19 protein-coding genes and 1 pseudogene are annotated in these 22,145 nt (G+C 55.5%); 9 read left to right on the top strand and 11 right to left on the bottom strand.

Annotation, left to right across the window (positions count from 1 at the left end; genetic code table 11):
* Positions 1 to 41 precede the first annotated feature (41 nt).
* Positions 42 to 509 carry a macrodomain Ter protein MatP gene (gene matP, locus E0E17_RS13860; RefSeq protein ID WP_165446229.1) on the bottom strand — a complete coding sequence of 156 codons (468 nt, stop codon included), beginning with the start codon at positions 507 to 509 and terminating at the stop codon, positions 42 to 44.
* A 107-nt stretch (positions 510 to 616) separates the two neighbouring features.
* Here matP and E0E17_RS13855 point away from each other — a divergent pair.
* From E0E17_RS13855 to E0E17_RS13845, 3 genes and pseudogenes are all read left to right on the top strand, one after another.
* Positions 617 to 2,426: pseudogene (locus E0E17_RS13855) on the top strand (AAA family ATPase).
* A gap of 68 nt (positions 2,427 to 2,494) precedes the next feature.
* Positions 2,495 to 3,013 (top strand): bifunctional 3-hydroxydecanoyl-ACP dehydratase/trans-2-decenoyl-ACP isomerase, encoded by a 519-nt coding sequence (gene fabA, locus E0E17_RS13850; protein WP_130834618.1) that lies wholly within the window; start codon positions 2,495 to 2,497, stop codon positions 3,011 to 3,013.
* 207 nt (positions 3,014 to 3,220) lie between these two features.
* Positions 3,221 to 3,547, top strand: a complete 327-nt coding sequence (locus E0E17_RS13845) for a four-helix bundle copper-binding protein (protein WP_130834617.1) — start codon at positions 3,221 to 3,223, stop codon at positions 3,545 to 3,547.
* A 52-nt stretch (positions 3,548 to 3,599) separates the two neighbouring features.
* Here the strand turns inward: E0E17_RS13845 and rmf are convergent, their stop codons facing one another.
* The 6 genes from rmf to rlmKL form a co-directional block, all read right to left on the bottom strand.
* Positions 3,600 to 3,767, bottom strand: coding sequence for a ribosome modulation factor (rmf, locus tag E0E17_RS13840; RefSeq protein WP_130834616.1), 168 nt, complete (start codon positions 3,765 to 3,767; stop codon positions 3,600 to 3,602).
* Positions 3,768 to 4,046: 279 nt separating this feature from the next.
* Positions 4,047 to 4,613: a membrane integrity-associated transporter subunit PqiC gene (gene pqiC, locus E0E17_RS13835; protein ID WP_130834615.1), complete on the bottom strand. Its 567-nt coding sequence runs from the start codon at positions 4,611 to 4,613 to the stop codon at positions 4,047 to 4,049.
* Positions 4,610 to 6,253 carry an intermembrane transport protein PqiB gene (pqiB, locus tag E0E17_RS13830; RefSeq protein WP_130834614.1) on the bottom strand — a complete coding sequence of 548 codons (1,644 nt, stop codon included), beginning with the start codon at positions 6,251 to 6,253 and terminating at the stop codon, positions 4,610 to 4,612. Before pqiB ends, pqiC begins: the two co-directional genes overlap by 4 nt.
* The gene (gene pqiA, locus E0E17_RS13825; RefSeq protein ID WP_237680830.1) at positions 6,240 to 7,478 is read right to left on the bottom strand and encodes a membrane integrity-associated transporter subunit PqiA; all 1,239 of its coding nucleotides are present in this window, start codon (positions 7,476 to 7,478) and stop codon (positions 6,240 to 6,242) included. Before pqiA ends, pqiB begins: the two co-directional genes overlap by 14 nt.
* Before the next feature lie 47 nt (positions 7,479 to 7,525).
* A complete protein-coding gene (locus E0E17_RS13820) occupies positions 7,526 to 9,445 on the bottom strand; it encodes an ABC transporter ATP-binding protein (RefSeq protein WP_130834612.1) in 1,920 nt (639 codons plus the stop codon).
* Positions 9,446 to 9,450: 5 nt separating this feature from the next.
* Positions 9,451 to 11,565, bottom strand: coding sequence for a bifunctional 23S rRNA (guanine(2069)-N(7))-methyltransferase RlmK/23S rRNA (guanine(2445)-N(2))-methyltransferase RlmL (gene rlmKL / locus E0E17_RS13815; RefSeq protein WP_130834611.1), 2,115 nt, complete (start codon positions 11,563 to 11,565; stop codon positions 9,451 to 9,453).
* Positions 11,566 to 11,675: 110 nt separating this feature from the next.
* On the opposite strand from rlmKL, the gene E0E17_RS13810 reads away from it, so the two are divergent.
* Positions 11,676 to 12,785, top strand: coding sequence for a YcbX family protein (locus E0E17_RS13810; RefSeq protein ID WP_130834610.1), 1,110 nt, complete (start codon positions 11,676 to 11,678; stop codon positions 12,783 to 12,785).
* An 8-nt stretch (positions 12,786 to 12,793) separates the two neighbouring features.
* Here the strand turns inward: E0E17_RS13810 and E0E17_RS13805 are convergent, their stop codons facing one another.
* The 4 genes from E0E17_RS13805 to E0E17_RS13790 all read right to left on the bottom strand — a co-directional run bounded on the left by E0E17_RS13805 (position 12,794) and on the right by E0E17_RS13790 (position 17,033).
* Positions 12,794 to 13,333, bottom strand: a complete 540-nt coding sequence (locus tag E0E17_RS13805) for a cell division protein ZapC (protein ID WP_130834609.1) — start codon at positions 13,331 to 13,333, stop codon at positions 12,794 to 12,796.
* A 192-nt stretch (positions 13,334 to 13,525) separates the two neighbouring features.
* Complete coding sequence (pyrD, locus tag E0E17_RS13800; protein WP_130834608.1) at positions 13,526 to 14,536, bottom strand: quinone-dependent dihydroorotate dehydrogenase; 1,011 nt, start codon at positions 14,534 to 14,536, stop codon at positions 13,526 to 13,528.
* A 126-nt stretch (positions 14,537 to 14,662) separates the two neighbouring features.
* Positions 14,663 to 15,967 carry a flippase gene (locus tag E0E17_RS13795; RefSeq protein ID WP_130834607.1) on the bottom strand — a complete coding sequence of 435 codons (1,305 nt, stop codon included), beginning with the start codon at positions 15,965 to 15,967 and terminating at the stop codon, positions 14,663 to 14,665.
* 85 nt (positions 15,968 to 16,052) lie between these two features.
* Positions 16,053 to 17,033, bottom strand: coding sequence for a glycosyltransferase family 2 protein (locus tag E0E17_RS13790; RefSeq protein WP_130834606.1), 981 nt, complete (start codon positions 17,031 to 17,033; stop codon positions 16,053 to 16,055).
* Positions 17,034 to 17,805: 772 nt separating this feature from the next.
* Between E0E17_RS13790 and ssuE the strand changes: the two genes are divergently transcribed.
* From ssuE to ssuB, 5 genes are read left to right on the top strand one after another with little or no spacing between them, the layout of a single operon-like run.
* Positions 17,806 to 18,375: an NADPH-dependent FMN reductase gene (gene ssuE, locus E0E17_RS13785; RefSeq protein WP_130834605.1), complete on the top strand. Its 570-nt coding sequence runs from the start codon at positions 17,806 to 17,808 to the stop codon at positions 18,373 to 18,375.
* Complete coding sequence (locus tag E0E17_RS13780; protein WP_130834604.1) at positions 18,372 to 19,334, top strand: sulfonate ABC transporter substrate-binding protein; 963 nt, start codon at positions 18,372 to 18,374, stop codon at positions 19,332 to 19,334. The genes ssuE and E0E17_RS13780 overlap by 4 nt, the downstream gene beginning before the upstream one ends.
* 11 nt (positions 19,335 to 19,345) lie before the next feature.
* Positions 19,346 to 20,491, top strand: a complete 1,146-nt coding sequence (gene ssuD / locus E0E17_RS13775; protein WP_130834603.1) for an FMNH2-dependent alkanesulfonate monooxygenase — start codon at positions 19,346 to 19,348, stop codon at positions 20,489 to 20,491.
* A gap of 10 nt (positions 20,492 to 20,501) precedes the next feature.
* Positions 20,502 to 21,293, top strand: coding sequence for an aliphatic sulfonate ABC transporter permease SsuC (gene ssuC, locus E0E17_RS13770; RefSeq protein WP_130834602.1), 792 nt, complete (start codon positions 20,502 to 20,504; stop codon positions 21,291 to 21,293).
* On the top strand, positions 21,290 to 22,078 hold the full coding sequence (gene ssuB, locus E0E17_RS13765) for an aliphatic sulfonates ABC transporter ATP-binding protein (protein WP_130834601.1): 789 nt from the start codon (positions 21,290 to 21,292) through the stop codon (positions 22,076 to 22,078). The genes ssuC and ssuB overlap by 4 nt, the downstream gene beginning before the upstream one ends.
* The last annotated feature ends 67 nt before the right edge of the window (positions 22,079 to 22,145 follow it).

The raw sequence follows: 22,145 nt of genomic DNA, 5'->3' as shown, positions 1-22,145 counted from the left end.
TTTATGGCTGTGATACAGAGAAACAACAGGCTGCACAGCGTTTATTTCTTATCGCCATCCGCATTACCCAGGATGGCTTGCAAGTCCTGTTTCAATGTCGACATCTGGCTGGCATATTTTTCTTTGCGTTCCGCATCTTCAATTAACTGCACGATGGTTTCTGACAGCGTACTGTTACGTCGCTGCGCCAGCCCGGCCAGCCGCTGCCAGACCAGATACTCCAGATCGATCGACTTTTTACGCGTGTGCTGGTGTTCAGCATTAAAATGGCGTTTCCGCCGGGCGCGGATCGTCTGTTTCAGCCGGTTGGAGAGATCGGGATTAATATGTTGCGCTATCCACTCGCTGACGTCGGCGGGATGATTCTCCATCGCCAGCAGCGCGTTCACCGCTTCCTGCGCAGCGCTGCGCTCAATATGTCGCGTGATCAACTCACCTTCCCGATGTTTTTTCACCAGGTATTTCCATTTCCATCCGCTTTCAAGATTTTCGAGTTGCTGGTATTTCATCGGAATCTCATCGTGATCACGTAACAAGCTAAGAATAACAGCTTTTTTCTCTGGTGCAGTAAGGAAAAACATCTTGCCTGCGTTACAGTATCGTTGAGATCTCTACAGTGCTTAACGAGGCTGATTACTGTATAATCTCGCTTTTCTCATAATCAGATAAATGCGATAACATTGACCAGCTCTCAACTTACGTGGCAAGCCCTGCAGCCTGATATAACGCGTTACCAGTCCGTTTTCTCTCAACTGTCTGAAGACGATAACGATAGCCTGGCGTCGGTTCAACCCCGATTGCTGAATGCGCTGGCTCATTTGCATCATCAAACGCTCGGCTTTCCCCTTCTGCTGGTTCGCAGTCAGGAAAACAGTGATTACCTGGCGCGTATCGCGCAGGCGGCGCAGCACGTTGCCGGCCCGTCAACCGCCCTTTATGGCGGTGAATACCATGTTATGGCAGATAACGTCACGCTGCTGCCACCCGCCGATAAAAACCGACCTTTTACCGGCAGTGGCGCGGTGCATTACGCTGAATGGATTGAATTCGAGCAACTGTTTGGCTGTGTGCGTCTGCATAAGAATCGTATTCAGCTGGAGCCCGGACTGCTGCATAAGGCCAATGGCGGCACGCTGGTTCTCTCCCTGCGCACCTTACTGATGCAGCCAGTGATGTGGATGCGTCTGAAGCAGTGCCTGATCAACCGGCGTTTTGACTGGCTCTCTCCTGATGAAACGCGTCCGTTGCCGATCTCTGTCCCCTCCCTGCCGCTTCAGTTACGCCTGGTGCTCTGTGGCGAGCGCGATGCACTGGCTGAATTCCAGGAGCTGGATCCCGAGATCCACGAAATGGCCATCTACACTGAATTTGAAGAGAATATTCAGGTGCTTGATGAAGAGGATATGGCTAACTGGTGTCGCTGGACCACCGCGATTGCCCATGACGCGGGCCTCGCGACGCCACATCCTGACTTCTGGCCGGCGCTGATCCACGAAGGTGTACGCTATAGCGGCGATCAGGAGACCCTGCCGCTCTGCCCGCGCTGGCTGCTGCGTCAGCTTCAGGAAACCTCATTGCACGGCGAGCATCTCAACGCAGAGGCCTTAACCAACGCTTTAGCGGCGCGCGGCTGGCGGGAAAATTATCTGGCCGAGCGGATGCTGGATGAAATTCTGCTCAAACAAACCCTGATCGAAACCGAAGGGGAAGTGGTAGGCCAGATTAATGGCCTGTCGGTGGTGGAATTTCCTGGCCATCCGCGTCCGTGGGGCGAGCCCTCACGCATTACCTGTGTTGTGCATCCCGGTGACGGTGAGTTTACCGATGTAGAGCGTAAAGCAGAGCTGGGCGGCAACATCCATGCCAAAGGCATGATGATTATGCAGGCTTACCTGATCGCGGAACTGGAACTGGAGCAACAACTCCCCTTCTCCGCCTCGGTGGTATTCGAGCAGTCCTATTCCGAAGTGGATGGCGACAGCGCCTCGCTGGCCGAGCTGTGTGTGTTAATCAGCGCCCTCGCTAACCAGCCCGTTAACCAGCAAATTGCGGTTACCGGCTCGGTCGATCAGTTCGGCAATGTTCAGCCCGTGGGCGGCCTGAATGAAAAAATCGAAGGCTTTTTCCAAATCTGTGATGAGCGTAGCCTGACGGGCGAGCAAGGGGTGATTATCCCGGCCTGCAATGTACGTCATCTCAGTCTGAATACTGCAGTCACCGAGGCTGTTAAGCAGGGCAAGTTCCATATCTGGGCCATTGAACGGGCTGATGAAGCGCTGCCGCTGCTGACCGGCGTTGCGTGGCGAACTGATGAGGGACCCTGCCTGTTACGGACTATTCAGGAACGTATCACACAGCTCAATGAGCAAGAGGCCCGTCAGTTGCCCTGGCCACTCCGTTGGCTAAACTGGTTTAACCACAGCTGATCGGATTTGTTCAGCTTACAACTGTTAGCTAAGATTATTGATTCACTAAAATAAGGCTTACTGAAAACATGGTAGATAAACGCGAATCCTATAGCAAAGAAGACCTGATTGCCTCAGGTCGCGGCGAACTGTTTGGTGAAAATGGTCCACCGCTCCCGTCAGGCAATATGTTGATGATGGACCGCGTGGTCAAAATGACCGAAGACGGCGGAAAGTATGATAAAGGCTTTGTGGAAGCAGAGCTGGATATTCATCCCGACCTTTGGTTTTTCGGCTGCCATTTTATTGGCGATCCGGTAATGCCGGGCTGTCTGGGCCTGGATGCCATGTGGCAGCTGGTCGGTTTTTACCTGGGCTGGCTGGGCGCTGAAGGCAAGGGCCGTGCGCTGGGCGTGGGCGAAGTGAAATTCACCGGTCAGGTCCTGCCGGACGCGAAAAAAGTCACCTACCGCATTCATTTCAAACGCGTGATTAACCGTAAACTGGTCATGGGCGTGGCAGATGGTGAAGTCTTTGTCGACGGTAACCTGATCTATAACGCCAGCGATTTAAAAGTGGGTCTGTTCAAGGACACCACAGCGTTCTGATTTTTTTTCTACAGCACGCAAGAAGGCAAAAAGGCGCTGAGGAGTTACTCCCGGCGCCTTTTTGTATGCACCACGACGTTGACCCGCAGCTGCAGGTGATCGCCATTTCCCTTCCCCTGAGATTTCACCGGTTTATCGCTTTCCCGATTGCATCGTGGGGGATCTCTTCTAGCCTTAAAGGGCCACTTAACAACCCCTGGAGGGACTATGACTGAGCAATACCGCAACTGTATTGAAGCCTGTTATCGTTGTGCCGCCGCCTGTGACTATTGTGCGGCTTCCTGTCTGCAGGAAGAGAATATCGACATGATGCGTGAATGCATTCGTCTGGATATACAATGTGCCAATATTTGCCGTCTTGCGGCGCAGTTCATGGCGCAGAACAGCGAAAACGCCAGAGCGCTCTGCCAGTTATGTGCGGAAGTGTGTCAGAAATGTGGTGAAGAATGTGGTAAGCATGAGCACGATCATTGTCAGGCTTGTTCCAGTGCCTGTCTGCAATGCGCGCAAGCGTGTCGGGAAATGGCCGCCTGATATGAAAACCTCCGCACACAGCGGAGGTTTTCATCCTTTTCCTGACATTCGGTTAAGCAATAACCGACCTGTCCTCCATGGCTTGTCGCCAGCCTCCCAACCAGTGAGATTTTGCGTCGGTTAACTGATACGGACACATCTCTTTAGAGCGTCCCGAAATACCGGCCTGGTAGCCTCGTGAATGTGCTCGTTCCAGGCGGTCTCGTTTTTGTCTCTTCATACCTCGTTTCCCTCATTTCAGGTCTGGTGGAATCTGGTGGAAAGAAAAGAGCGGCGAAATAATATTCAACCACACTAATGTTCTACCGCCTTTGAAAGGAAAAAGCAATGTGCAAAATTCATACAATTGCAATAAAAGTAAACGCGCCAGGAGCGGCATGGGCAGAGAAAAAAGCGTGTAAAAGCCGGCATCTGGCTGATTCGTCAATAAAAAAATCCCTGATTCGTTTGCCGTACCGCTGCAAAAAATCAGGGGCTTAACGGGAAAATCAAACTATTCCTAATCTGGTCTGGCGAGGATTTGCGCAATTTGCTGCGCCTGCTGTTGCCAGCCTGCAGCCAGGGTTCTGACCAGCGCATCATAGCCATCTTCCTGCTGCGGTAACGCCAGATCAAAAGGTTGTTTGATTAGCTTTCCTTGATGTTGCAATACCCACTCACCGCTGATCACCGCCTTACCATCATAGCGGCCGTGAAAAGCGGTCACGTTGACCGTCAGAATGTCATGCTGCTCGTTCAGTGGCGACGCAGAAACCAGGCGATCGGGCAGCGCCCGACTCAGATTAGTCACCAGCGTTTGCTGCAATTGTTGATCCAGCGGGCTTGCCCAGACATTCTGGCTTGCGATCACATATTTCACATCGCTGGTCTGATAAACCACCCCGCTGCCCGCCAGATAGTCCGGCACCGTTACCTGCTGCACCCAGAGCATCGGTTGCCCGGCACCCTGCGAGTGACTGATGCTCAGCGCGCCGCTGCCTGCCGGCAACTGATAGGTAGTTGTTTCAACCGTATTGCTACAGGCACTGACCGCGAGCGTTGTCAGCGCAATTATCCATTTTTTCATGGTTTAGCCCTCTTTGGCTGCGGATCCTGACCCGGCTTAGCTTCAAATATCAGCGCGTTGCTCTTGTTGTTGAGCGTTTTCAGCACCGGCTGCAACTCACGTAACACCTGATCCAGACGCTGCATATCTCCTACCAGCTTGTTATAAGCGGGCGAACCTGGCTGCAAACCTTTCATACTGCGGTTCAGCTCACGCAGGGTTTGCTGCATATCTTCCGGCAGAGTTCTCATCGCCGGGCTGGCAGTAATCTGGTTCAGGTTATCCAGGGTTTTCTGCAGCTGACGCAGCGTACGCTGGCTCTCTTTCAGGGTACCGGTCGCTTCATTCAGCATCGGGTTAAGCGGCAGGTTGTTGATTTTATCCAGCGCGGTCATCAGTTTCTGCTGAATCTGGCTCAGGCCTCCGCTGATGGTCGGGATAATCTCATAACCAGCGATCTTATCGAGTCCCTTATAGGGCGGCTCATGTTCATAGAAATCCAGATCAATATAGAGCGAACCAGAAAGCAGGTTGCCGGTTTTCAGAGTGGCGCGCAGTCCACGCTGTTTACCTTCCTGCAGATGCCGCTCAAGGTCAAAATCGCCGCCGATACGGCTGACAAAACGATCCGGCTCAATCCGTATCAACACTGGCACGCGGTAGTCGGGATTCAGCGCCTGGCTGGTTTCCGGCAACAGGAAAGGCGCCTCGGCGACAGTCCCGAGACGAATGCCGCGAAACTCTACTGGCGCACCGGGCTGCAGACCGCGGATGGAATCGGTAAAGAACATCAGGAAATCAATATGGCGGGTGTAAAGCGAATCCTGAATGCTGCGCTGATCGTCGTATAAGTGATATTCCGCTTTGTTCATGGCCGCCTCGCCGCGCTCCCAGCCATCCGGGATGTCAAAGCTGACCCCGCCGCTGAAGAGTGTGGTCAACGAGCCCATCTCCACCCGCATGCCGGAAGCAGACATATCCACGGCGATGCCGCTGTCCTTCCAGAAACGCACATTGGTGGTCACCAGCCGATCGTAAGGCGCGGCAATAAACAGCTGATAGGTCATCATGCGTTTCTCGGTATCAAAAACGCTGGTTTCCACCGTGCCGACACGATAACCGCGAAACAACACCGGATCGCCCGGATTCAGTTGCCCCGCTTTTTTACTGTCGAGGGTAATACGGATGCCTTTCGCATTGGGCGGCGCGAGCGGCGGCGCATCCAGCAGCGGATACGTTTCCGGCTGTTCGCCTTTGCTGCCGGGCTGCAACTCAATATAGGCGCCTGACAGCAGGGTGCCGAGCCCCGTGACCCCTTCGCGCCCGATTTGCGGTTTCACTACCCAGAAGACGCTATCACCATGCAGCAGTTTCTCCATTCCCTCATGCAGGCGCGCTTTGATCTCCACGTGGTGCAGATCGTCGGTCAGTACCGCACTCTCAATTACCCCCACATCAACGCTGCGACTTTTGATGGTGGTTTTACCCGCCTCAATGCCCTCGGCGTTCTCTGTAATCAGAGTAACCTGCGGTCCCTGATGGGTGTAATGGTAAAACAGAATCCATGCGCCAATCAGCAGAGTGACAACAGGTACGATCCATACCGGCGACCAGCGTTTTATCTGATCGACTTTAGCGGTGCCGTGATTATTCTCCGTCAACGCGCGACTCCTTAAGGCTAGTGGTTCGAATCCGATCCCAGGTCAGGCGCGGATCAAAGGTAATGGCGGCGAACATGGTCAGGATCACCACCAGCGCAAACAGCAGCGCCCCCAGTTCGGGATAAATACTCATTAAATGTCCCATACGTACCAGCGCAGACAAAACGGCAATGACAAACACATCGATCATGGACCAGCGGCCGACAAACTCCACCACCTCATAAATGCGGTGCATCTTTTCACTGTCAGCACGACCGCGTCCGCTGGCATCCCAGCACAGCCAGCCAATCGCCAGCATTTTGAGTGACGGCACCATAATGCTGGCGATAAAAATCACCAGCGCCACCGGATAAGAGCCATCGCTCCAGAGCAGAATAACGCCTGCCATGATTGTCGACGGGTATTGCGTACCCAGCGTCTCGGTCACCATGATGGGCAGGATGTTGGCCGGAATATAGAGCATCAGCGAAGTGAGCAGCAGCGCCAGCGTCCATTGCAGGCTGTGCTTACGGCGCGCGGCGGCCACCACCCCACAGCGCGGACAGCGGCGCTGTTCTGCCGGCAGAATCGCGGTACAGCAGGGACAGGCGCGCAGCCCCTGTTGCAGCCCGCTGAGGCCCGGTTGCGCGCGCTGCGTCAGCGCGGGCACTGGCGCGATACGTTGCCAGACCCAGCGGCGATCGACGCACTGAAAAGCGCGTAGCTGCAGCAGGCAGAACAGGCACCAGGGCCAGAAGCTGGTTTTCAGGCCGATATCGCCATAGGCGATGAGCTTCACCATGCTGACCAGCACCCCGGCCATAAAGATCTCTGCCATGCCCCAGTTGCGCAGCCGGAACAGAACGCGCGCCAGCCCCAGACGCACGCCGTGCGGTAGCGGAACAGGATTAACCAGCAGCAGAATGCTCACCATACAGAAGGCGGGGATCGCCTGCACAAACAGCAAAAAGAGCGTGGCGAGGCTACGATAATCTTCAGACACCATCACGCGCGGGATTTGCATCAGCGAGGTCTGGCTGCTGATGCCGGCAACATGCATATCGATAAAGGGAAACAGGTTTGCCAGCAGCAGCATAAACAGCGCGGCCAGCGCATAGCCCGTCGGGCGTCTGCGCGGTTCAGGCCAGTGCGTCAGCAAGGTGGTGTGGCAACGCGGGCAGCTTGCTTTACTGCCTGCGGGAACCGCAGGCAGACGGGTCATCAGATCGCACTGCGGGCAGAGCATCCATCCTGCTGCTTCTGCCGCAGAATCCTCCTGATGGTGGTGACGGCTCACGCACCCGATTTCAGTGATTCGAGATATTCCCATCGTTCAAAGGCGCTTTCCAGTTCTTGCTCGACCCGTGCCAGCTCATCCAGTACCGGCTGCGTTTTCTCGTGCGGCTGGCTGAAAAAGTCAGGATGACTCATCTGCGCCTGCAGCTCACCGATACGCCCTTCCAGGGTTTCCATTTTTTCCGGCAGCTGCTCCAGCTCCCGTGCCAGGTTATAGCTTAGTTTGCCTGCGCTACGTTTGGCGGATTCATTTTTCTCGCTGGCCGGTTTTTCGGTGCCAGCAGCGGATTTCGGCTGGGCACTGGCGCGGGACTGCCGGTAAGCCGCCCGCTGCTGTTGCGCATCGTGATAGCCGCCGACAAACGCGCCAATCTCGCCGTTGCCTTCAAAAATCCAGCATTCGGTGACGGTGTTGTCCACAAACTGACGATCGTGGCTGACCAGCAGGACGGTGCCCTGATAGCCATCAATCAGCTCTTCCAGCAGCTCCAGCGTCTCAACGTCGAGGTCGTTGGTAGGTTCATCAAGAATCAGCAGGTTGCTGGGGCGCAGAAACAGACGCGCCAGCAGCAGGCGATTGCGTTCACCGCCAGAAAGCGCGCGCACCGGGGTCATCGCCCGTTTGGGATGAAAAAGGAAGTCCTGCAGATAACCGAGCACATGGCGCGGTTTGCCGTTTACCATCACTTCCTGTTTGCCTTCGGCGAGGTTATCCATCACCGTACGATCGGGATCAAGTTCGGCACGATGCTGGTCGAAATAGGCGACTTCCAGTTTGGTGCCGCTGTGAATGCGGCCGCTGTCCGCTTTCAGCTGACCCAGCATCAGACGCAACAGCGTGGTTTTCCCGCAGCCGTTCGGCCCGATCAGGGCAATTTTATCGCCGCGCTGAACCTGCGCCGAGAAGTCTTTTACCAGCGTTTTGCCCGCTACCGCGTAATTAACATGCTCCATTTCGAAGACAATTTTGCCGGAGCGCGATGCCTCTTCCACCTGCATGTTGGCTTTGCCCATCACTTCGCGTCGTTCAGAACGTTCACGGCGTAGCGCTTTCAGCGCACGCACACGCCCTTCATTACGGGTACGGCGTGCCTTGATGCCCTGGCGGATCCACACCTCTTCCTGCGCCAGCTTGCGGTCAAATTCGGCATTCTGCAGCTCTTCCACACGCAGCGCTTCTTCTTTGCCAGCCAGATAGGTATCGTAGTTGCCCGGCCAGGAGACCAGCTTACCGCGATCAAGATCGACGATACGCGTCGCCATATTGCGGATAAAAGAACGGTCGTGGGAGATAAAGATAATGCTGCCGGAAAAGCTTTTAAGAAAGGTTTCCAGCCAGTCAATGGTTTCGATATCAAGGTGGTTAGTCGGCTCATCAAGCAGCAGCACACGCGGGTTACTCACCAGCGCGCGACCAAGGGCAGCCTTACGCAACCAGCCGCCTGACAACGACGAAAGTTCCGTATCGGGCTGCAAGCCGATTTGCTGCAGCACATCGTTAATACGGCTCTCCAGCTGCCAGAGATTGTGATGGTCCAGCAGCCCCTGCAGACGCGCCATCTCGTTCAGGTTTTTTTCGCTCGGATCCTGCATCACCGTGTGCGAAATGGCGTGATACGCTTTCAGATACTCCGCCTGCTCTTCCACACCCTCAGCCACAAAATCATACACCGAACCTTTGATGTTGCGCGGCGGATCCTGCTGCAGGCGCGCCACAACCAGATCCTGTTCATAGATGATGCGGCCATCATCCAGCGGCTGCTCACGGTTGATGATTTTCATCAGCGTCGATTTGCCTGCGCCGTTACGGCCAACCAGACAGACGCGCTCATTTTCTTCGATATGCAGTTCGCTGTTATCCAGCAGCGGCGCATCGCTGAAAGAGAGGTACGCCCCATGAATACTGATCAATGACATAAAACTTATTCCTTACTGGCGTGGGTAACCAGCCAGCAGTTATGAATGTGACGATTACGGGCAAAATCCTGCGACTGCGTTTTTGCAGTGATCTCCTGCGCCTGCAGGCCCAGCGCCTGCAGCCCCTCATGATCCATTTTGAAACCGCGTTTGTTATTCGAGAACATAATGGTGCCGCCCGCGCGCAACAGCCGCTTCAGCTGTTTCATCAGCTCAGGATGATCGCGCTGCACGTCAAAGCTCTCTTCCATGCGTTTGGAGTTAGAGAAAGTCGGCGGATCGATAAAAATCAAATCGAACTGCTCGTTGCTTTCACGCAGCCAGCTCAGGCAGTCCGCCTGCAGCAGACGGTGCTGACGGCCGGTCAGGCCATTCAGGCGCAGGTTGCGTTCTGCCCATTCCAGATAAGTGCGCGACATATCTACCGTGGTGGTGGTGCGCGCACCGCCCAGCCCGGCGTGGACGCTGGCGCTGCCGGTATAGGCAAACAGGTTAAGGAAATCTTTCCCTTTGCTCATTTTGCCCAGCATCTGACGCGCAAGACGGTGATCGAGGAAAAGACCGGTATCGAGATAATCGGTCAGGTTGACCCAGAAGCGCGCGTTATATTCCTGTACTTCAAAAAATTCGCCCTTCTCGCTCAGCTTCTGATACTGGCTTTTGCCTTTCTGGCGCTCGCGGGTTTTCAGCACCAGGCGGTTCGCCGGCAGCTCCAGCACGCTCAGGGTGGCGCTGATCACATCAAACAGGCGCTGACGCGCTTTGTTGGCATCGATGGTTTTGGGCGGCGCATATTCCTGAATCACTACCCAGTCAGCGTAACGGTCCACCGCGACGTTATAGTCCGGCAGATCGGCATCATAAATACGGTAACATTCAATGCCTTCCTGACGAGCCCATTTATCCAGCTTCTTCAGGTTTTTACGCAGACGGTTAGCATAATCTTCCGCGATCTGTCCGCCGCTTTCCGTTGCACTGGCCGCCAGCTGATAGTTTTTCTGCACGCAATCCAGCGGGCCGTTTTTCGCTTTGAACTGACGATCGGCACGCAGCTGCAGGCAGCTCAGCAGTTCCGGCGAGGCGCTGAACAGCGACAGATTCCAGCCGGCAAACTCGCGTTTCATGATGCGACCAAGCTGGCTGTGCAGCGCGATCAGGGCCGGTTCACTTTCCAGACGCTCGCCATAGGGCGGGTTACTTAATACCGTGCCGACGCTTTCTGCAGGCAGCGGGTTTTTCAGCTGCAGCAGATCCTGCCGCTGCAGCGTAATCAGATCCGCCACCCCGGCACGGCGCGCGTTGGCGACTGCGTGCTCCAGCACCCGTCCATTATTGTCATAACCGTAAAAGCGCGCCGTCGCCGCAGCGGTGCCGGCGCGGGCACGCTGCTGCGCCTCTTCTTTAATCTCGCGCCATAGCGCCTCGTTGTGCTTTTTCCAGCTGCTGAAGCCCCAGCGGCTGCGCAACAGTCCCGGCGCGCGATCGCAGGCCACCAGGGCCGCCTCAATCAGCAAGGTACCGGAACCGCACATGGGATCCAGCAGCGGGGTGTGCGGCTGCCAGCCGGAGCGCAACACAATGGCCGCCGCCAGGTTCTCTTTTAACGGCGCCTGACCGGTTTGCTGGCGGTAGCCGCGCTGATGCAGCGCATCGCCGCTGAGATCCAGCGCGATACTGGCGCGATCCCGGCTCAGCCAGACGTTAATCCGGATATCGGGCTGCTCACGATCCACATCGGGACGCGTTTTACCCTGGCGGGTAAAGCTGTCCACGATGGCGTCTTTTACCCGCAGCGCGCCAAACTGGCTGTTACGAATCACGTCGTTGGTGCCGCTGAAGTGCACCGCAAAGGTTTTATTGCTGTCAAACAGCGCGCTCCAGTCGATGCTTTGTGCACCCACGTAGAGATCAAGATCGCTCCAGACGCCGAATTCTCCCAGCGGCAGCAATATGCGCGACGCCAGGCGACTCCACATCAGGCTGCGGTACATCAGACGGTCATCACCACGATAGTGGACGCCGCCCTGTGCCACCTGCAGATCCTGCGCGCCCAGCGCGTCCAGCTCACTTTTTAACAGCTCTTCGAGCCCACGCCCCGTACTGGCAAACAGAGAATTCATATCGTCACTTCTACTCTTGAGAAAATTGTTGCGCATTATAGCGAATCAGCGTCCTATGTCATAAAGTTAGCTTCTTTTTGTCCTGAGCGACCGGTTTCAAGGAGAACCCGATGATTACGCTGTCACGTCTGTTTATTCATCCTGTGAAATCGATGCGCGCTTTACAGCTCTCCCATGCCCAGGTGCAGGAGAGCGGTCTCGCCTTCGATCGCATCTTTATGGTCACAGAAACAGACGGCACCTTTATTACTGCTCGTCAGTTCCCGGAGATGGTGCGTTTTACGCCCGCCATGCTGCCGGAGGGACTGTTTCTGGTCGCGCCGGATGGCAGTAAAGCGCTGATCCGCTTTAGCGATTTCGCGCCGGAGGCTGAGTCGACTGAGGTGTGGGGAAATCGCTTCAGTGCGCGCATCGCGCCGCCAGCAATCAACCGCTGGCTGAGCGGCTTTTTCCCGCGCGGGGTGCAGTTGCGCTGGATCGGTAATGAGCCAACGCGCCGCGTAACCTCGTATCCGCAGGTGCCGCTCGGCTTCGCGGACGGTTATCCGTTTCTGCTGGTTAACGCGGCCTCCCTCACCGATTTACAGCGCCGCTGTCCGGCCAGCGTCCGCCTGACACAGTTTCGCCCCAACCTGGTGGTGAGCGGCGCTCCCGCCTGGGATGAAGACAGCTGGGCGGAAGTGCGATTCGGCGAACTGACCTTTGAAGTTGCGAAACCCTGCAGCCGCTGCGTCTTTACCACCGTGAGCCCGGAACAGGGCAATAAACACCCGGCAGGCGAACCGCTGGCAACGCTGCAGCAATTCCGTTCGGCCCTTGACGGCAGTGGCGATATCGATTTCGGCCTTAACCTGGTTGCCCGCGGCAGCGGTATTCTGCGCGTCGGCGATGAGATGGAGGTCGTGCGACGTCAGACGCCCCGTCCCTATGGCGCGGGCGAAGTGGTGGCGAGCCTCTCACCGGCAAAAAGCGCAGTGCAACCGCTCTCCATTAGCTGGCAGGGGAAAACCTTTCGCGGGAATAATCAGGATGTGTTACTGGAGCAGCTGGAAATGGCCGGAATGCGGGTGCCCTACTCCTGCCGTGCCGGACTGTGTGGCAGCTGTAAAATGACGCTGCTCTCTGGCGAGGTGAAAGCGCTGAAACAGAGCGCCATCCGTGAGGACAGGACCATTCTGAGCTGTAGCTGCATACCTGCCAGCGATATCACCCTGGCCTGATCCCGGCTTCAGACCGCGCGGGCGTAATGCAGCTGTGCCTGATAGTGCAGCTGCAGCCGGTCGTTCATGATCTTGATCGCATCTCCCAGCACCATGTGCTTGCCAGCCAGCATCAGGGCGGGCTGCGCCAGTAAGCAGAGGGAGGCGCTTTCGCTGCTTTCCACCACCAGCAGGCAGCCCTGCTCGCCGTTTTCGTCCAGGGTAACGCTGACCAGCGTACCCGCTTCCGGCTGCCAGGGATGATAATGCGGGGTAAAATGCCAGCTCTTCGGCATCAGCGGCTTGAGAAAACGGCTGGCAACCAGCGCATTCAGTACCAGTTCGGCACGCTGATCGCGACTGAGTTCGCTCTGGCGACATTTTTCATCGAACTGATAAAACAGCGCCGCATCGTCAACGCAAAAGCGGGGAGCCTCAAAGGCGTCCGGCGTGAGCATTTTGCCCGGGAAGCGCGAGCGGAACAGCATACCATCGGCCAGATCGAGCATCATCCGGTCATGCTGTGCGTCGTAAAACCAACGCCAATTATCGTCAGGTTTGAATTTCATAATCTGCCCTGTTGAATACCGCCCGGTTGAAATAGTCAAACATGAGTCAAACATGTCGCGTGAATACACAAAATGTGGCCGTAAAAAAGCAGGGAAAAAGCTGATTTTGTGTTTTCAGCTCAAAATATAAACGAGCCAGAGGGATAAATAAACCCCCTGGCGAAATATTGTCAGCGTAATTCAGGCGTGAATTTAGAGATAAGTCACGATATCTTTAATCAGTGATGGACCTTTATAAATAAAGCCTGAGTAAATTTGCACCAGCGAGGCACCCGCGGTGATTTTTTCCCGCGCCGCCACCAGCGAATCAATGCCGCCGACGCCAATAATCGGCAGACGTCCCTGTAACTCCTGCGCCAGGCGACGAATCACTTCCGTACTTCGTGTTTGTAACGGGCGACCGCTCAGTCCACCGCTTTCCTCGCTGAACCTTAATCCATTCACCAGAGAACGATCCAGCGTAGTATTGGTGGCAATCACGCCATCGATATGATGTCTGACCAGGCTGTCAGCAATCTGGATCAACTCCTCTTCTGAAAGATCTGGCGCAATTTTCACCGCGACCGGCACATATTTCAGATGGTGCTGTTCCAGCGCTTTTTGTTTCTGTTTAATCGCGGCTAAAAGATCGTCCAGCGCTTCGCCATATTGCAGCGTGCGTAATCCTGGCGTGTTGGGTGAGGAGATATTTACCGTAATATAACTGGCATGGGCATACACTTTTTCCATGCAGGTCAAATAATCCTCTTTGCCCTGCTCAACCGGCGTATCTTTATTTTTGCCGATATTAATCCCCAGAATGCCGGTGAAACGCGCTTTTTTTACATTCTCGACCAGCTGATCGACGCCATGATTATTAAAGCCCATGCGGTTGATAATCCCTTCCCCTTCCACCAGGCGAAACAGGCGCGGCTTATCATTACCCGCCTGGGGACGTGGCGTAACCGTGCCCACTTCCACAAAGCCAAACCCCATGGCAGCAAACGCATCGATACATTCGGCATTTTTATCCAGCCCAGCCGCCAGTCCCAGCGCATTTTTAAAGGTTAGCCCCATACAGGTGACCGGGCGGGCGGGTAAATGCTGACGGATCAGCGCTTCTAACGGGGTACCGCAGATCAGACGCAGCTGCTGAAGGGTCAGTTCATGGGCGCGCTCGGGATCGAGCTTAAACAGCGCCGGACGGGCAATAGGATAAAACATGCACTCTCCTGAATGGCGGAAGCGTTCGTATGGTCAGGTGCACGTGAATTGTGCGTCAGAATGGTAAAGAGCTTTGACGCAAAAGTAAATTAGCAGGGAAAGAGGCAGGCGCAGGCGCGCCCGCCTTCAGAGATTTGCGTTCTCTTTTACCGCGGAGGAGGAAGGACGCGGCGCATGCAGGTAGTCACGCAAAATGCCATGACGTACCATGACCCAGAAAATCCCTATGCAGACCATAAACTCGGCGAAAACCATCGCACAGGCGGCACCCAGCGCACCATACTGCCAGACCAGCAGACAGCAAATCGGCACGTTGAGCAGGCCGGCGCCCACCATTACCTGCATACGTTGACGCGCCAGCCCATGAGGAATCAGGATCTGTAATCCCGCCGGGTAGGAGACATTGCCAAACAGAAAACAGAGCACAAAGACACGCAGAACATCGGCTGAAGCGATAAAGTCTTTGCCCAGCAACAGTGCCACCACTTCGTCGGCAAAGAAGAAGGTGAAGATGACAATAAACAGACTGATCAAAAAGGAGAAGGTCAGGCTTTTACGCGTCGCGGCGATGGCTGCCGCCTTGTCACGCGCAAACAGATAGCTGACGCGGGGAAAAAAGGCGTTGCCAATCTGTTCAGGCACCGAGTTGGCCGCTTTACGAAGCCGATCAGCACCGTTATAGATGCCGATCATAGCGTGCGAGGTAAAGGTCGCCAGAATGAGTACGTTGACGCTGTTAAACAGGTTAGCACCCGCAATCGCAATAAAAACATGCACGCTGTCGGCGAGACGTCGCCAAATCTCTTTTGGCTCAAAGCGGTAACGGCCAATCACCTTCATCTCCAGCACATACTTCAGGGTCAGGCTAGCGCTGATAACAGAAACAAGCCCGGGGATCATCGCCGCCAGCCAGGTATCGGCCGGGCTTTTCACCAGTAAAAAAGTGAGCGGGATAGCACAAAAGTTACCGAAGGTAGAGATCAGTGCGGTTCTGCCGAGCCTTTCAAAGCCCTGCATCAGCCAGCCAAACGAAAAAAGCGATCCCACCAGCGTGGTGCAGTGCGCCAGTATCACCCAAAAGAGATAGTGCCAGCGCACGTTAAGCCAGGTCACCAGCAGCAGACAGCCGCTGGTGAGCAGGATCAGCATCAGTTTGGCATTAAAGGTGGACCAGAAGATCTGACTCACCCGGGCGTGATCGTCCCGGTGGTGAGCAATATCTTTGGTGGTATAGACATTAAAGCCCCAGTCTGAAATGGTACTGCAGTACAGCACGCAGGCAATCGCCAGCGCCAGCACCCCCATCTGTTCGACTCCCAGAATGCGCGCCAGATAAGGCAAGGTAACTAACGGGAACAGAAAGGAGGTTCCACGATAGGCCAGTAACGACAGAATATTTACCGCCAGCCGTTTATCAACTACTTTTGCCATGACGCAGCAACCTTAATGCTCATTCCAGAAAATGACTCTCGCATGTTCACCTGGTACAGGCAAATCTCCCGGCGCATTTTAAGAATCATACGGCTTTATTCATCTCTTTTAATGCCTTCACGTTCTGCAGGCGAATAAAAAGCTCCGGCATATGTAATAACAACCACTCTTTATAATTACGCGTTTTTACATCGCGTCCCAGTACGCGAATCGCGTTCAGCACATACTCTGGCACTGGCGTCCGGTTATACAGCGACAGATAAATCATTAAGCGAAAAGAGTGCAGCAAATAATATTTCTGTAACTCTCTGCGCCATGGCCCTTTTTCCACAGATGTCAGTAATACATGATAGGCATGCATAAAAGCGTCATAACGCTGATAAAAGAAATCGTCGCCTTTCTGGCTGTTGGTCAGCGAGCCATGACGAATACGCTGCTTGTAATAAACCTGTTTACTTACCCACGCCTGATGACATTTAACAAAAGCGGCAAGAGAAAAATGGTGGTCCTCATGCAGACGCTTCACAAAGCGCAGCTGATGCTGCTCGATAACGCTTTTTTTTAAAACATAGTTCCACACGGCCGAGGTATATCGGCCATTGTGTAGCAGAGATAAAAAAACCTGCTGCGGGATCTGTAACCCAAAGCGGGTATGCTGCACTTTAGGATGGGTGCGCTGGCTGTCGCCATCCAGAAAGGTACAGGAGTTAAAACAGAAGAGATCCACCTGCGGATAGTTTTTTACTACCGATTGCAGTTCGTCAAACAAGCCCTCAACCACAATGTCATCAGGGTCGCAAAAGAACAGATACTCCCCCTCTGCCAGGGCAATGCCGGTATCACGCGCATTACCCAGCCCCCCGTTCGGGATAGTAATAATTTTGACCTGCGATAAATGACCATAATGTTGTTCGGCAAGTTGTAACGTTCCGTCTGTTGAGCCGTCATTAACAATAATGATCTCGCTGGGGGAAGGAATCTGTTTCAGTAAGGAATCTACACACTCAACAATATAGTTTTCGACATTATACGTCGGGATGATAACGGACAAAAGTTTTTCAGGCATAAGTCATTCTCATTGTATGGTGCTGTCATCGCATATGGCTCCGCGTACTGAAAAACGACAGGCGTTTCAGACCCGCTGAGCGGGGACACCCAGGTAATAATCAGCGCTGGCACAGTTTGCGAATATCTTAGCGGTACCTGTCCCGTGATTTCCACGCCTGTTTTTCTTTCTCCGACAACCGGTAAAAGATTATCGTTACCACTACTGATGGATTAACGCGAAAACTCTCCTGCCGGAATGAACTATTCCTGAAACGCCTCTATTTAAATAACGCTGTCGCGCTTTCCCTCAGGTTTTTTTCCCTTATCCGGCGAAAAAATTAAATGATTCACCGGTTCACTCCGTGCTCCGAATAAAGCCTTTATTCTGATGTCCGCTAAAAGGTGCCAGCATTTGTCTGCTGTTTTCAAAGCAATTTATCACGCAGGGCGTTTAACGCTACGCCATCGCAACACGTTTAATGCCTGAAAGGCGTGCCGGTAAAAGTTAAAAAACCGGTGCGCGCTGGCTTTATCCGCTGCGGTAATATATTGACGTTTCTTTACTTCAGGATCCTGCAACTTTCTCTTACCTGCCCGCGCCTGTTTTCAGATTTGTCGTAAATCCGGTTACCGCAGGGCACCGCCACAAACGCCCTGATAAGCAGCTATTTGCACTTTTTGGTTATGGATTACCGGATAAATCATTTAAATGCCGGACGCGGCTCTGTCAGGATTGAGTCATCGGTTCTCAATCTCAGACAATTAATAACTTTCAGTTATAAGGAGTCGCGATGCGGGTTATTACACTGGCAGGCAGCCCCCGGTTTCCTTCACGTTCAACGGCGCTGCTGAGGCTGTGTCAGCAGGCGCTGGAAGCGCGCGGCGCAGAAGTGAGTCCCTGGAATATTCATAATTTTCCACCGGAGGATCTGCTGTATGCGCGCTTCGATTCGCCTGCTCTGCTGGCATTACGCGAAGATTTAGCTGCCGCCGATGGCGTGATTGTCGCTACGCCAATTTATAAGGCTTCTTTTTCTGGCGCACTGAAAACGTTGATCGATCTGCTGCCGGAACGCGCCCTGGAACATAAAGTGGTGCTTCCGCTCGCCAGTGGTGGCAGCGTAGCACATATGCTGGCCGTGGATTACGCCCTGAAACCGGTGCTGAACGCGTTAAAAGCGCAGGAGATCCTGCATGGCGTGTTTGCCGATGACAGCCAGATTACCCACTACGACCGTCATCCGGAACTGCATCCAACCCTGGCGGCGCGTATCGACCAGGCGCTGGACACCTTCTGGATGGCGCTGACCCGCCATCATCATCCGGTTGCACCTGTTATGTTGCATAGGGAAGCATCATGAAGCGCCAGATTGCCGCCTTCGCCGGCCTGATGCTCACGGCCGTGCTTAGTCTGACCCTGCCCGTGCAGGCTGCCGAAACGGGCCCAAAGACATTCCGTATCGGCTATCAGAAAGGCTCGGTAAGTATGGTACTGGCAAAAAGCCACCAGATGCTGGAGCAGCGCTTTCCCGCTACGCAAATCAGCTGGATTGAGTTTCCTGCCGGGCCGCAAATGCTGGAAGCACTGAACGTAGGCAGTATCGATCTGGGCAGCACCGGCGACATTCCGCCGATTTTTGCCCAGGCGGCGGGAGCGGATCTGCTTTATGTGGGCGTTGAGCCGCCGAAGCCAAAAGCGGAAGTGATCCTGGTACCGGCAAACAGTCCGCTGCGCAGCGTGGCCGATCTGAAAGGGAAAAAAGTCGCCTTTCAGAAAGGTTCCAGTTCACACAACCTGCTGCTGCGTGCGCTGGCTAAAGCTGGCCTGACGTTTAACGATATTCAGCCCACCTTCCTGACGCCAGCGGATGCGCGCGCGGCATTTCAACAGGGCATGGTGGATGCCTGGGCCATCTGGGATCCCTACTACTCTGCGGCTTTACTGCAGGGCAACGTGCGGGTACTGGCCGATGGCACTGATCTGAATCAGACCGGGTCATTTTATCTGGCGACGCGCAGTTTTGCGCAGGCCAATGGCGCCTTTGTTGAACAGGTGCTCAACACCTTCAGCGCTGCGGATGCCCTGACGCTCAGTCAGCGCAACCAGAGTATCGATCTGTTAGCCCAGGCGATGGGACTGCCGAAACCGGTGATCGCCAGCTATCTCGATCATCGTCCCCCGACCACCATTACGCCGGTCAGCGCCCGGGTCGCACAGGCCCAACAGCAAACCGCCGATCTGTTTTATGCCAACCATCTGATGCCGGTAAAAGTCGTGATCCAGGATCGCATCTGGCATCCCAATATGGCCACTGAATAAGGAGTAACAAAATGAGCGTATCCGTTTTCTGGTTTTTGCCTACCCACGGTGATGGTCACTATCTTGGTACTGGCGAAGGCGCCCGTCCGGTTGATCATGCCTATCTGCAACAGATTGCCCAGGCGGCTGAGCGACTGGGGCTTGGCGGCGTCCTGATCCCCACCGGACGCTCCTGTGAAGATGCCTGGCTGGTGGCCGCCTCGTTGATTCCGGTTACGCAGCGGCTGCGTTTTCTGGTCGCGCTGCGTCCGGGCGTGGTGACTCCCACCCAGGCGGCACGGCAGGCGGCCACCCTGGATCGTCTCTCCGGTGGCCGGGCGCTGTTTAACCTGGTCACCGGCGGCGATCCGGAAGAGCTGGCGGGCGATGGCGTCTTCCTTGATCACCGTGAGCGCTATGTGCAGTCGGCTGAGTTCACCCGCGTCTGGCGGCGTGTGCTGGAAGGGGAAACGGTGGATTATGAAGGTAAACACATCAACGTCCGCGGCGCACGTCTGCTGTTTAAACCGGTGCAGCAGCCGCGTCCGCCGCTGTGGTTTGGCGGCTCGTCTGACGCCGCCCAGGATCTGGCTGCCGAGCAGGTAGATGTCTATCTCACCTGGGGCGAACCGCCGGCGCTGGTGAAAGAGAAAATTGATCAGGTACGGGCAAAAGCGGCGGCACAGGGACGCAAGGTGCGCTTTGGTATCCGCTTGCATGTCATCGTGCGCGAAACCAACGCCGAAGCCTGGCAAGCGGCAGAGCGTCTGATCTCCCATCTGGACGATGAAACCATCGCCAAAGCGCAGTCGGCTTTTGCCCGCGCCGATTCGGTGGGGCAACGGCGCATGGCGGCGCTTCATAATGGACGACGCGATCAGCTGGAGATCAGCCCGAATTTATGGGCGGGCGTCGGCCTGGTACGCGGCGGCGCAGGCACTGCGCTGGTGGGCGATGGCCCGACGGTGGCGGCGCGGATGCAGGAGTACGCTGACCTGGGGATCGAAACCTTTATTCTTTCTGGTTATCCCCACCTGGAAGAGGCCTATCGCGTCGGCGAACTGCTGTTCCCGCATCTCGATCTGGCGCCCGTGGAACAGCTGCAACCCCGCGACCTGCAGGCTCATGGCGAAGCGGTAGCAAACGATTTCCGCCCGCAAAAAGTGGCACAGCGTTAAGGAGCAGATCATGGTAAAAGTCCAAAAACGGCTGACCAGGCAGCTTACCCCCTGGCTATTGCCAGTCTTATTGATTGTTATCTGGCAGATCGCTTCCCAAAACGGTCTGCTCTCAACACGCATTCTGCCCGCGCCGGAAAATATCCTGATCACCTTCTGGCAGCTCTCATTCAGCGGTGAGCTGTGGCAGCATCTGACCATCAGCGGCTGGCGCGCGCTGACTGGCTTCAGTATTGGCGGTTCGATTGGCCTGATCCTCGGCCTGATTACCGGGCTGTCACGCCCCGGCGAACGGCTGCTGGATACCTCGATACAGATGCTGCGTAACGTCCCGCATCTGGCGCTGATCCCGCTGGTGATCCTGTGGTTCGGCATTGATGAAGCCGCAAAAATTTTCCTGGTGGCACTGGGCACCCTGTTCCCGGTGTATCTGAATACCTGGCACGGCATCCGCAATATCGATCGCGGATTGCTGGAAATGGCGCGCAGCTACGGTCTTTCCGGCTGGAGTCTGTTCATTCAGGTGATCCTGCCCGGCGCCCTGCCCTCCATTATGGTCGGCGTGCGTTTTGCGCTGGGGCTGATGTGGCTCACCCTGATTGTGGCGGAAACCATTTCAGCCAACTCCGGTATCGGCTACCTGGCGATGAACGCGCGCGAATTCTTACAAACCGATGTGGTAGTGGTGGCCATTATTCTCTATGCCCTGCTCGGTAAGCTGGCTGACGTCACCGCACAGCTGCTGGAGCGCCTCTGGCTGCGCTGGCACCCCGCTTATCAAGTGAAGGAGGAAAACGCATGAGTAACCTGCACGCGACGCCGGCACGTCTGAATACCGGTACACCGGTGGTGATCAACGGCGTCTCCAAACAGTACGGCAGTAAAACTATTCTGCAGCATATCGACCTGCATATCCCGTCCGGCCAGTTTGTGGCCGTGGCAGGCCGTAGCGGTTGCGGCAAAAGCACCCTGCTGCGCCTGCTGGCCGGTCTTGAGCAGGTCAGTGAGGGCCAGCTGCTGGCAGGCAACACCCCGCTGCACTCCGCGCGGGAAGAGACGCGCCTGATGTTTCAGGATGCCCGTCTGCTGCCGTGGAAAAGCGTGATTAACAACGTGGGCCTCGGGCTGAAAGGCCGCAACTGGCGCAGCGCGGCGCTGGACGCGCTGGAAGCCGTAGGTCTGGCGGAACGCGCGAATGACTGGCCGGCCGCCCTTTCCGGCGGACAGAAGCAGCGCGTGGCGCTGGCCCGCGCGTTGATCCATCGTCCCGGCTTGCTGCTGCTGGATGAACCGCTCGGCGCGCTGGATGCCCTGACACGCATTGAAATGCAGACGCTGATTGAGTCGCTCTGGCAGCAGCATCACTTTACCGTGCTGCTGGTAACCCACGACGTCAGTGAAGCGGTGATGATGGCCGATCGGGTGTTGCTGATCGAAGAGGGTCAGATTGGCCTGGATCTGCAGGTGGATCTGCCGCGTCCGCGGCGACGTGGTTCGGCGCATCTGGCGGAACTGGAAGCTGAGGTGCTGGATCGGGTGATGAAACGCAGCGAGAACGAACAGCAAAAACGTTACGCGCTGCGTTGAACCCCGCCTGCGGTGATTTCGGCTGCAGGCAACAGAACGGCGGGAGCGATCCCGCCGTTGGCGTTTA

Source organism: [Erwinia] mediterraneensis, from assembly GCF_900604315.1.
Classification (GTDB): domain Bacteria; phylum Pseudomonadota; class Gammaproteobacteria; order Enterobacterales; family Enterobacteriaceae; genus Pantoea; species Pantoea mediterraneensis_A.
The sequence above is the reverse complement of the archived record's forward strand: the minus strand, read 5'-3'. Positions and strand labels throughout refer to the sequence as shown.

Coding starts and splice junctions, on each gene's coding strand:
- E0E17_RS13845 (WP_130834617.1), top strand. CDS start 3,221: ATGACTGAGCAATACCGCAACTGTATTGAAGCCTGTTATCGTTGTGCC.
- E0E17_RS13810 (WP_130834610.1), top strand. CDS start 11,676: ATGATTACGCTGTCACGTCTGTTTATTCATCCTGTGAAATCGATGCGC.
- matP (WP_165446229.1), bottom strand. CDS start 509: ATGAAATACCAGCAACTCGAAAATCTTGAAAGCGGATGGAAATGGAAA.
- ssuE (WP_130834605.1), top strand. CDS start 17,806: ATGCGGGTTATTACACTGGCAGGCAGCCCCCGGTTTCCTTCACGTTCA.
- E0E17_RS13805 (WP_130834609.1), bottom strand. CDS start 13,333: ATGAAATTCAAACCTGACGATAATTGGCGTTGGTTTTACGACGCACAG.
- pyrD (WP_130834608.1), bottom strand. CDS start 14,536: ATGTTTTATCCTATTGCCCGTCCGGCGCTGTTTAAGCTCGATCCCGAG.
- ssuB (WP_130834601.1), top strand. CDS start 21,290: ATGAGTAACCTGCACGCGACGCCGGCACGTCTGAATACCGGTACACCG.
- pqiA (WP_237680830.1), bottom strand. CDS start 7,478: ATGCTCTGCCCGCAGTGCGATCTGATGACCCGTCTGCCTGCGGTTCCC.
- E0E17_RS13790 (WP_130834606.1), bottom strand. CDS start 17,033: ATGCCTGAAAAACTTTTGTCCGTTATCATCCCGACGTATAATGTCGAA.
- fabA (WP_130834618.1), top strand. CDS start 2,495: ATGGTAGATAAACGCGAATCCTATAGCAAAGAAGACCTGATTGCCTCA.
- pqiC (WP_130834615.1), bottom strand. CDS start 4,613: ATGAAAAAATGGATAATTGCGCTGACAACGCTCGCGGTCAGTGCCTGT.
- ssuC (WP_130834602.1), top strand. CDS start 20,502: ATGGTAAAAGTCCAAAAACGGCTGACCAGGCAGCTTACCCCCTGGCTA.
- rmf (WP_130834616.1), bottom strand. CDS start 3,767: ATGAAGAGACAAAAACGAGACCGCCTGGAACGAGCACATTCACGAGGC.
- E0E17_RS13820 (WP_130834612.1), bottom strand. CDS start 9,445: ATGTCATTGATCAGTATTCATGGGGCGTACCTCTCTTTCAGCGATGCG.
- rlmKL (WP_130834611.1), bottom strand. CDS start 11,565: ATGAATTCTCTGTTTGCCAGTACGGGGCGTGGGCTCGAAGAGCTGTTA.
- E0E17_RS13795 (WP_130834607.1), bottom strand. CDS start 15,967: ATGGCAAAAGTAGTTGATAAACGGCTGGCGGTAAATATTCTGTCGTTA.
- E0E17_RS13780 (WP_130834604.1), top strand. CDS start 18,372: ATGAAGCGCCAGATTGCCGCCTTCGCCGGCCTGATGCTCACGGCCGTG.
- ssuD (WP_130834603.1), top strand. CDS start 19,346: ATGAGCGTATCCGTTTTCTGGTTTTTGCCTACCCACGGTGATGGTCAC.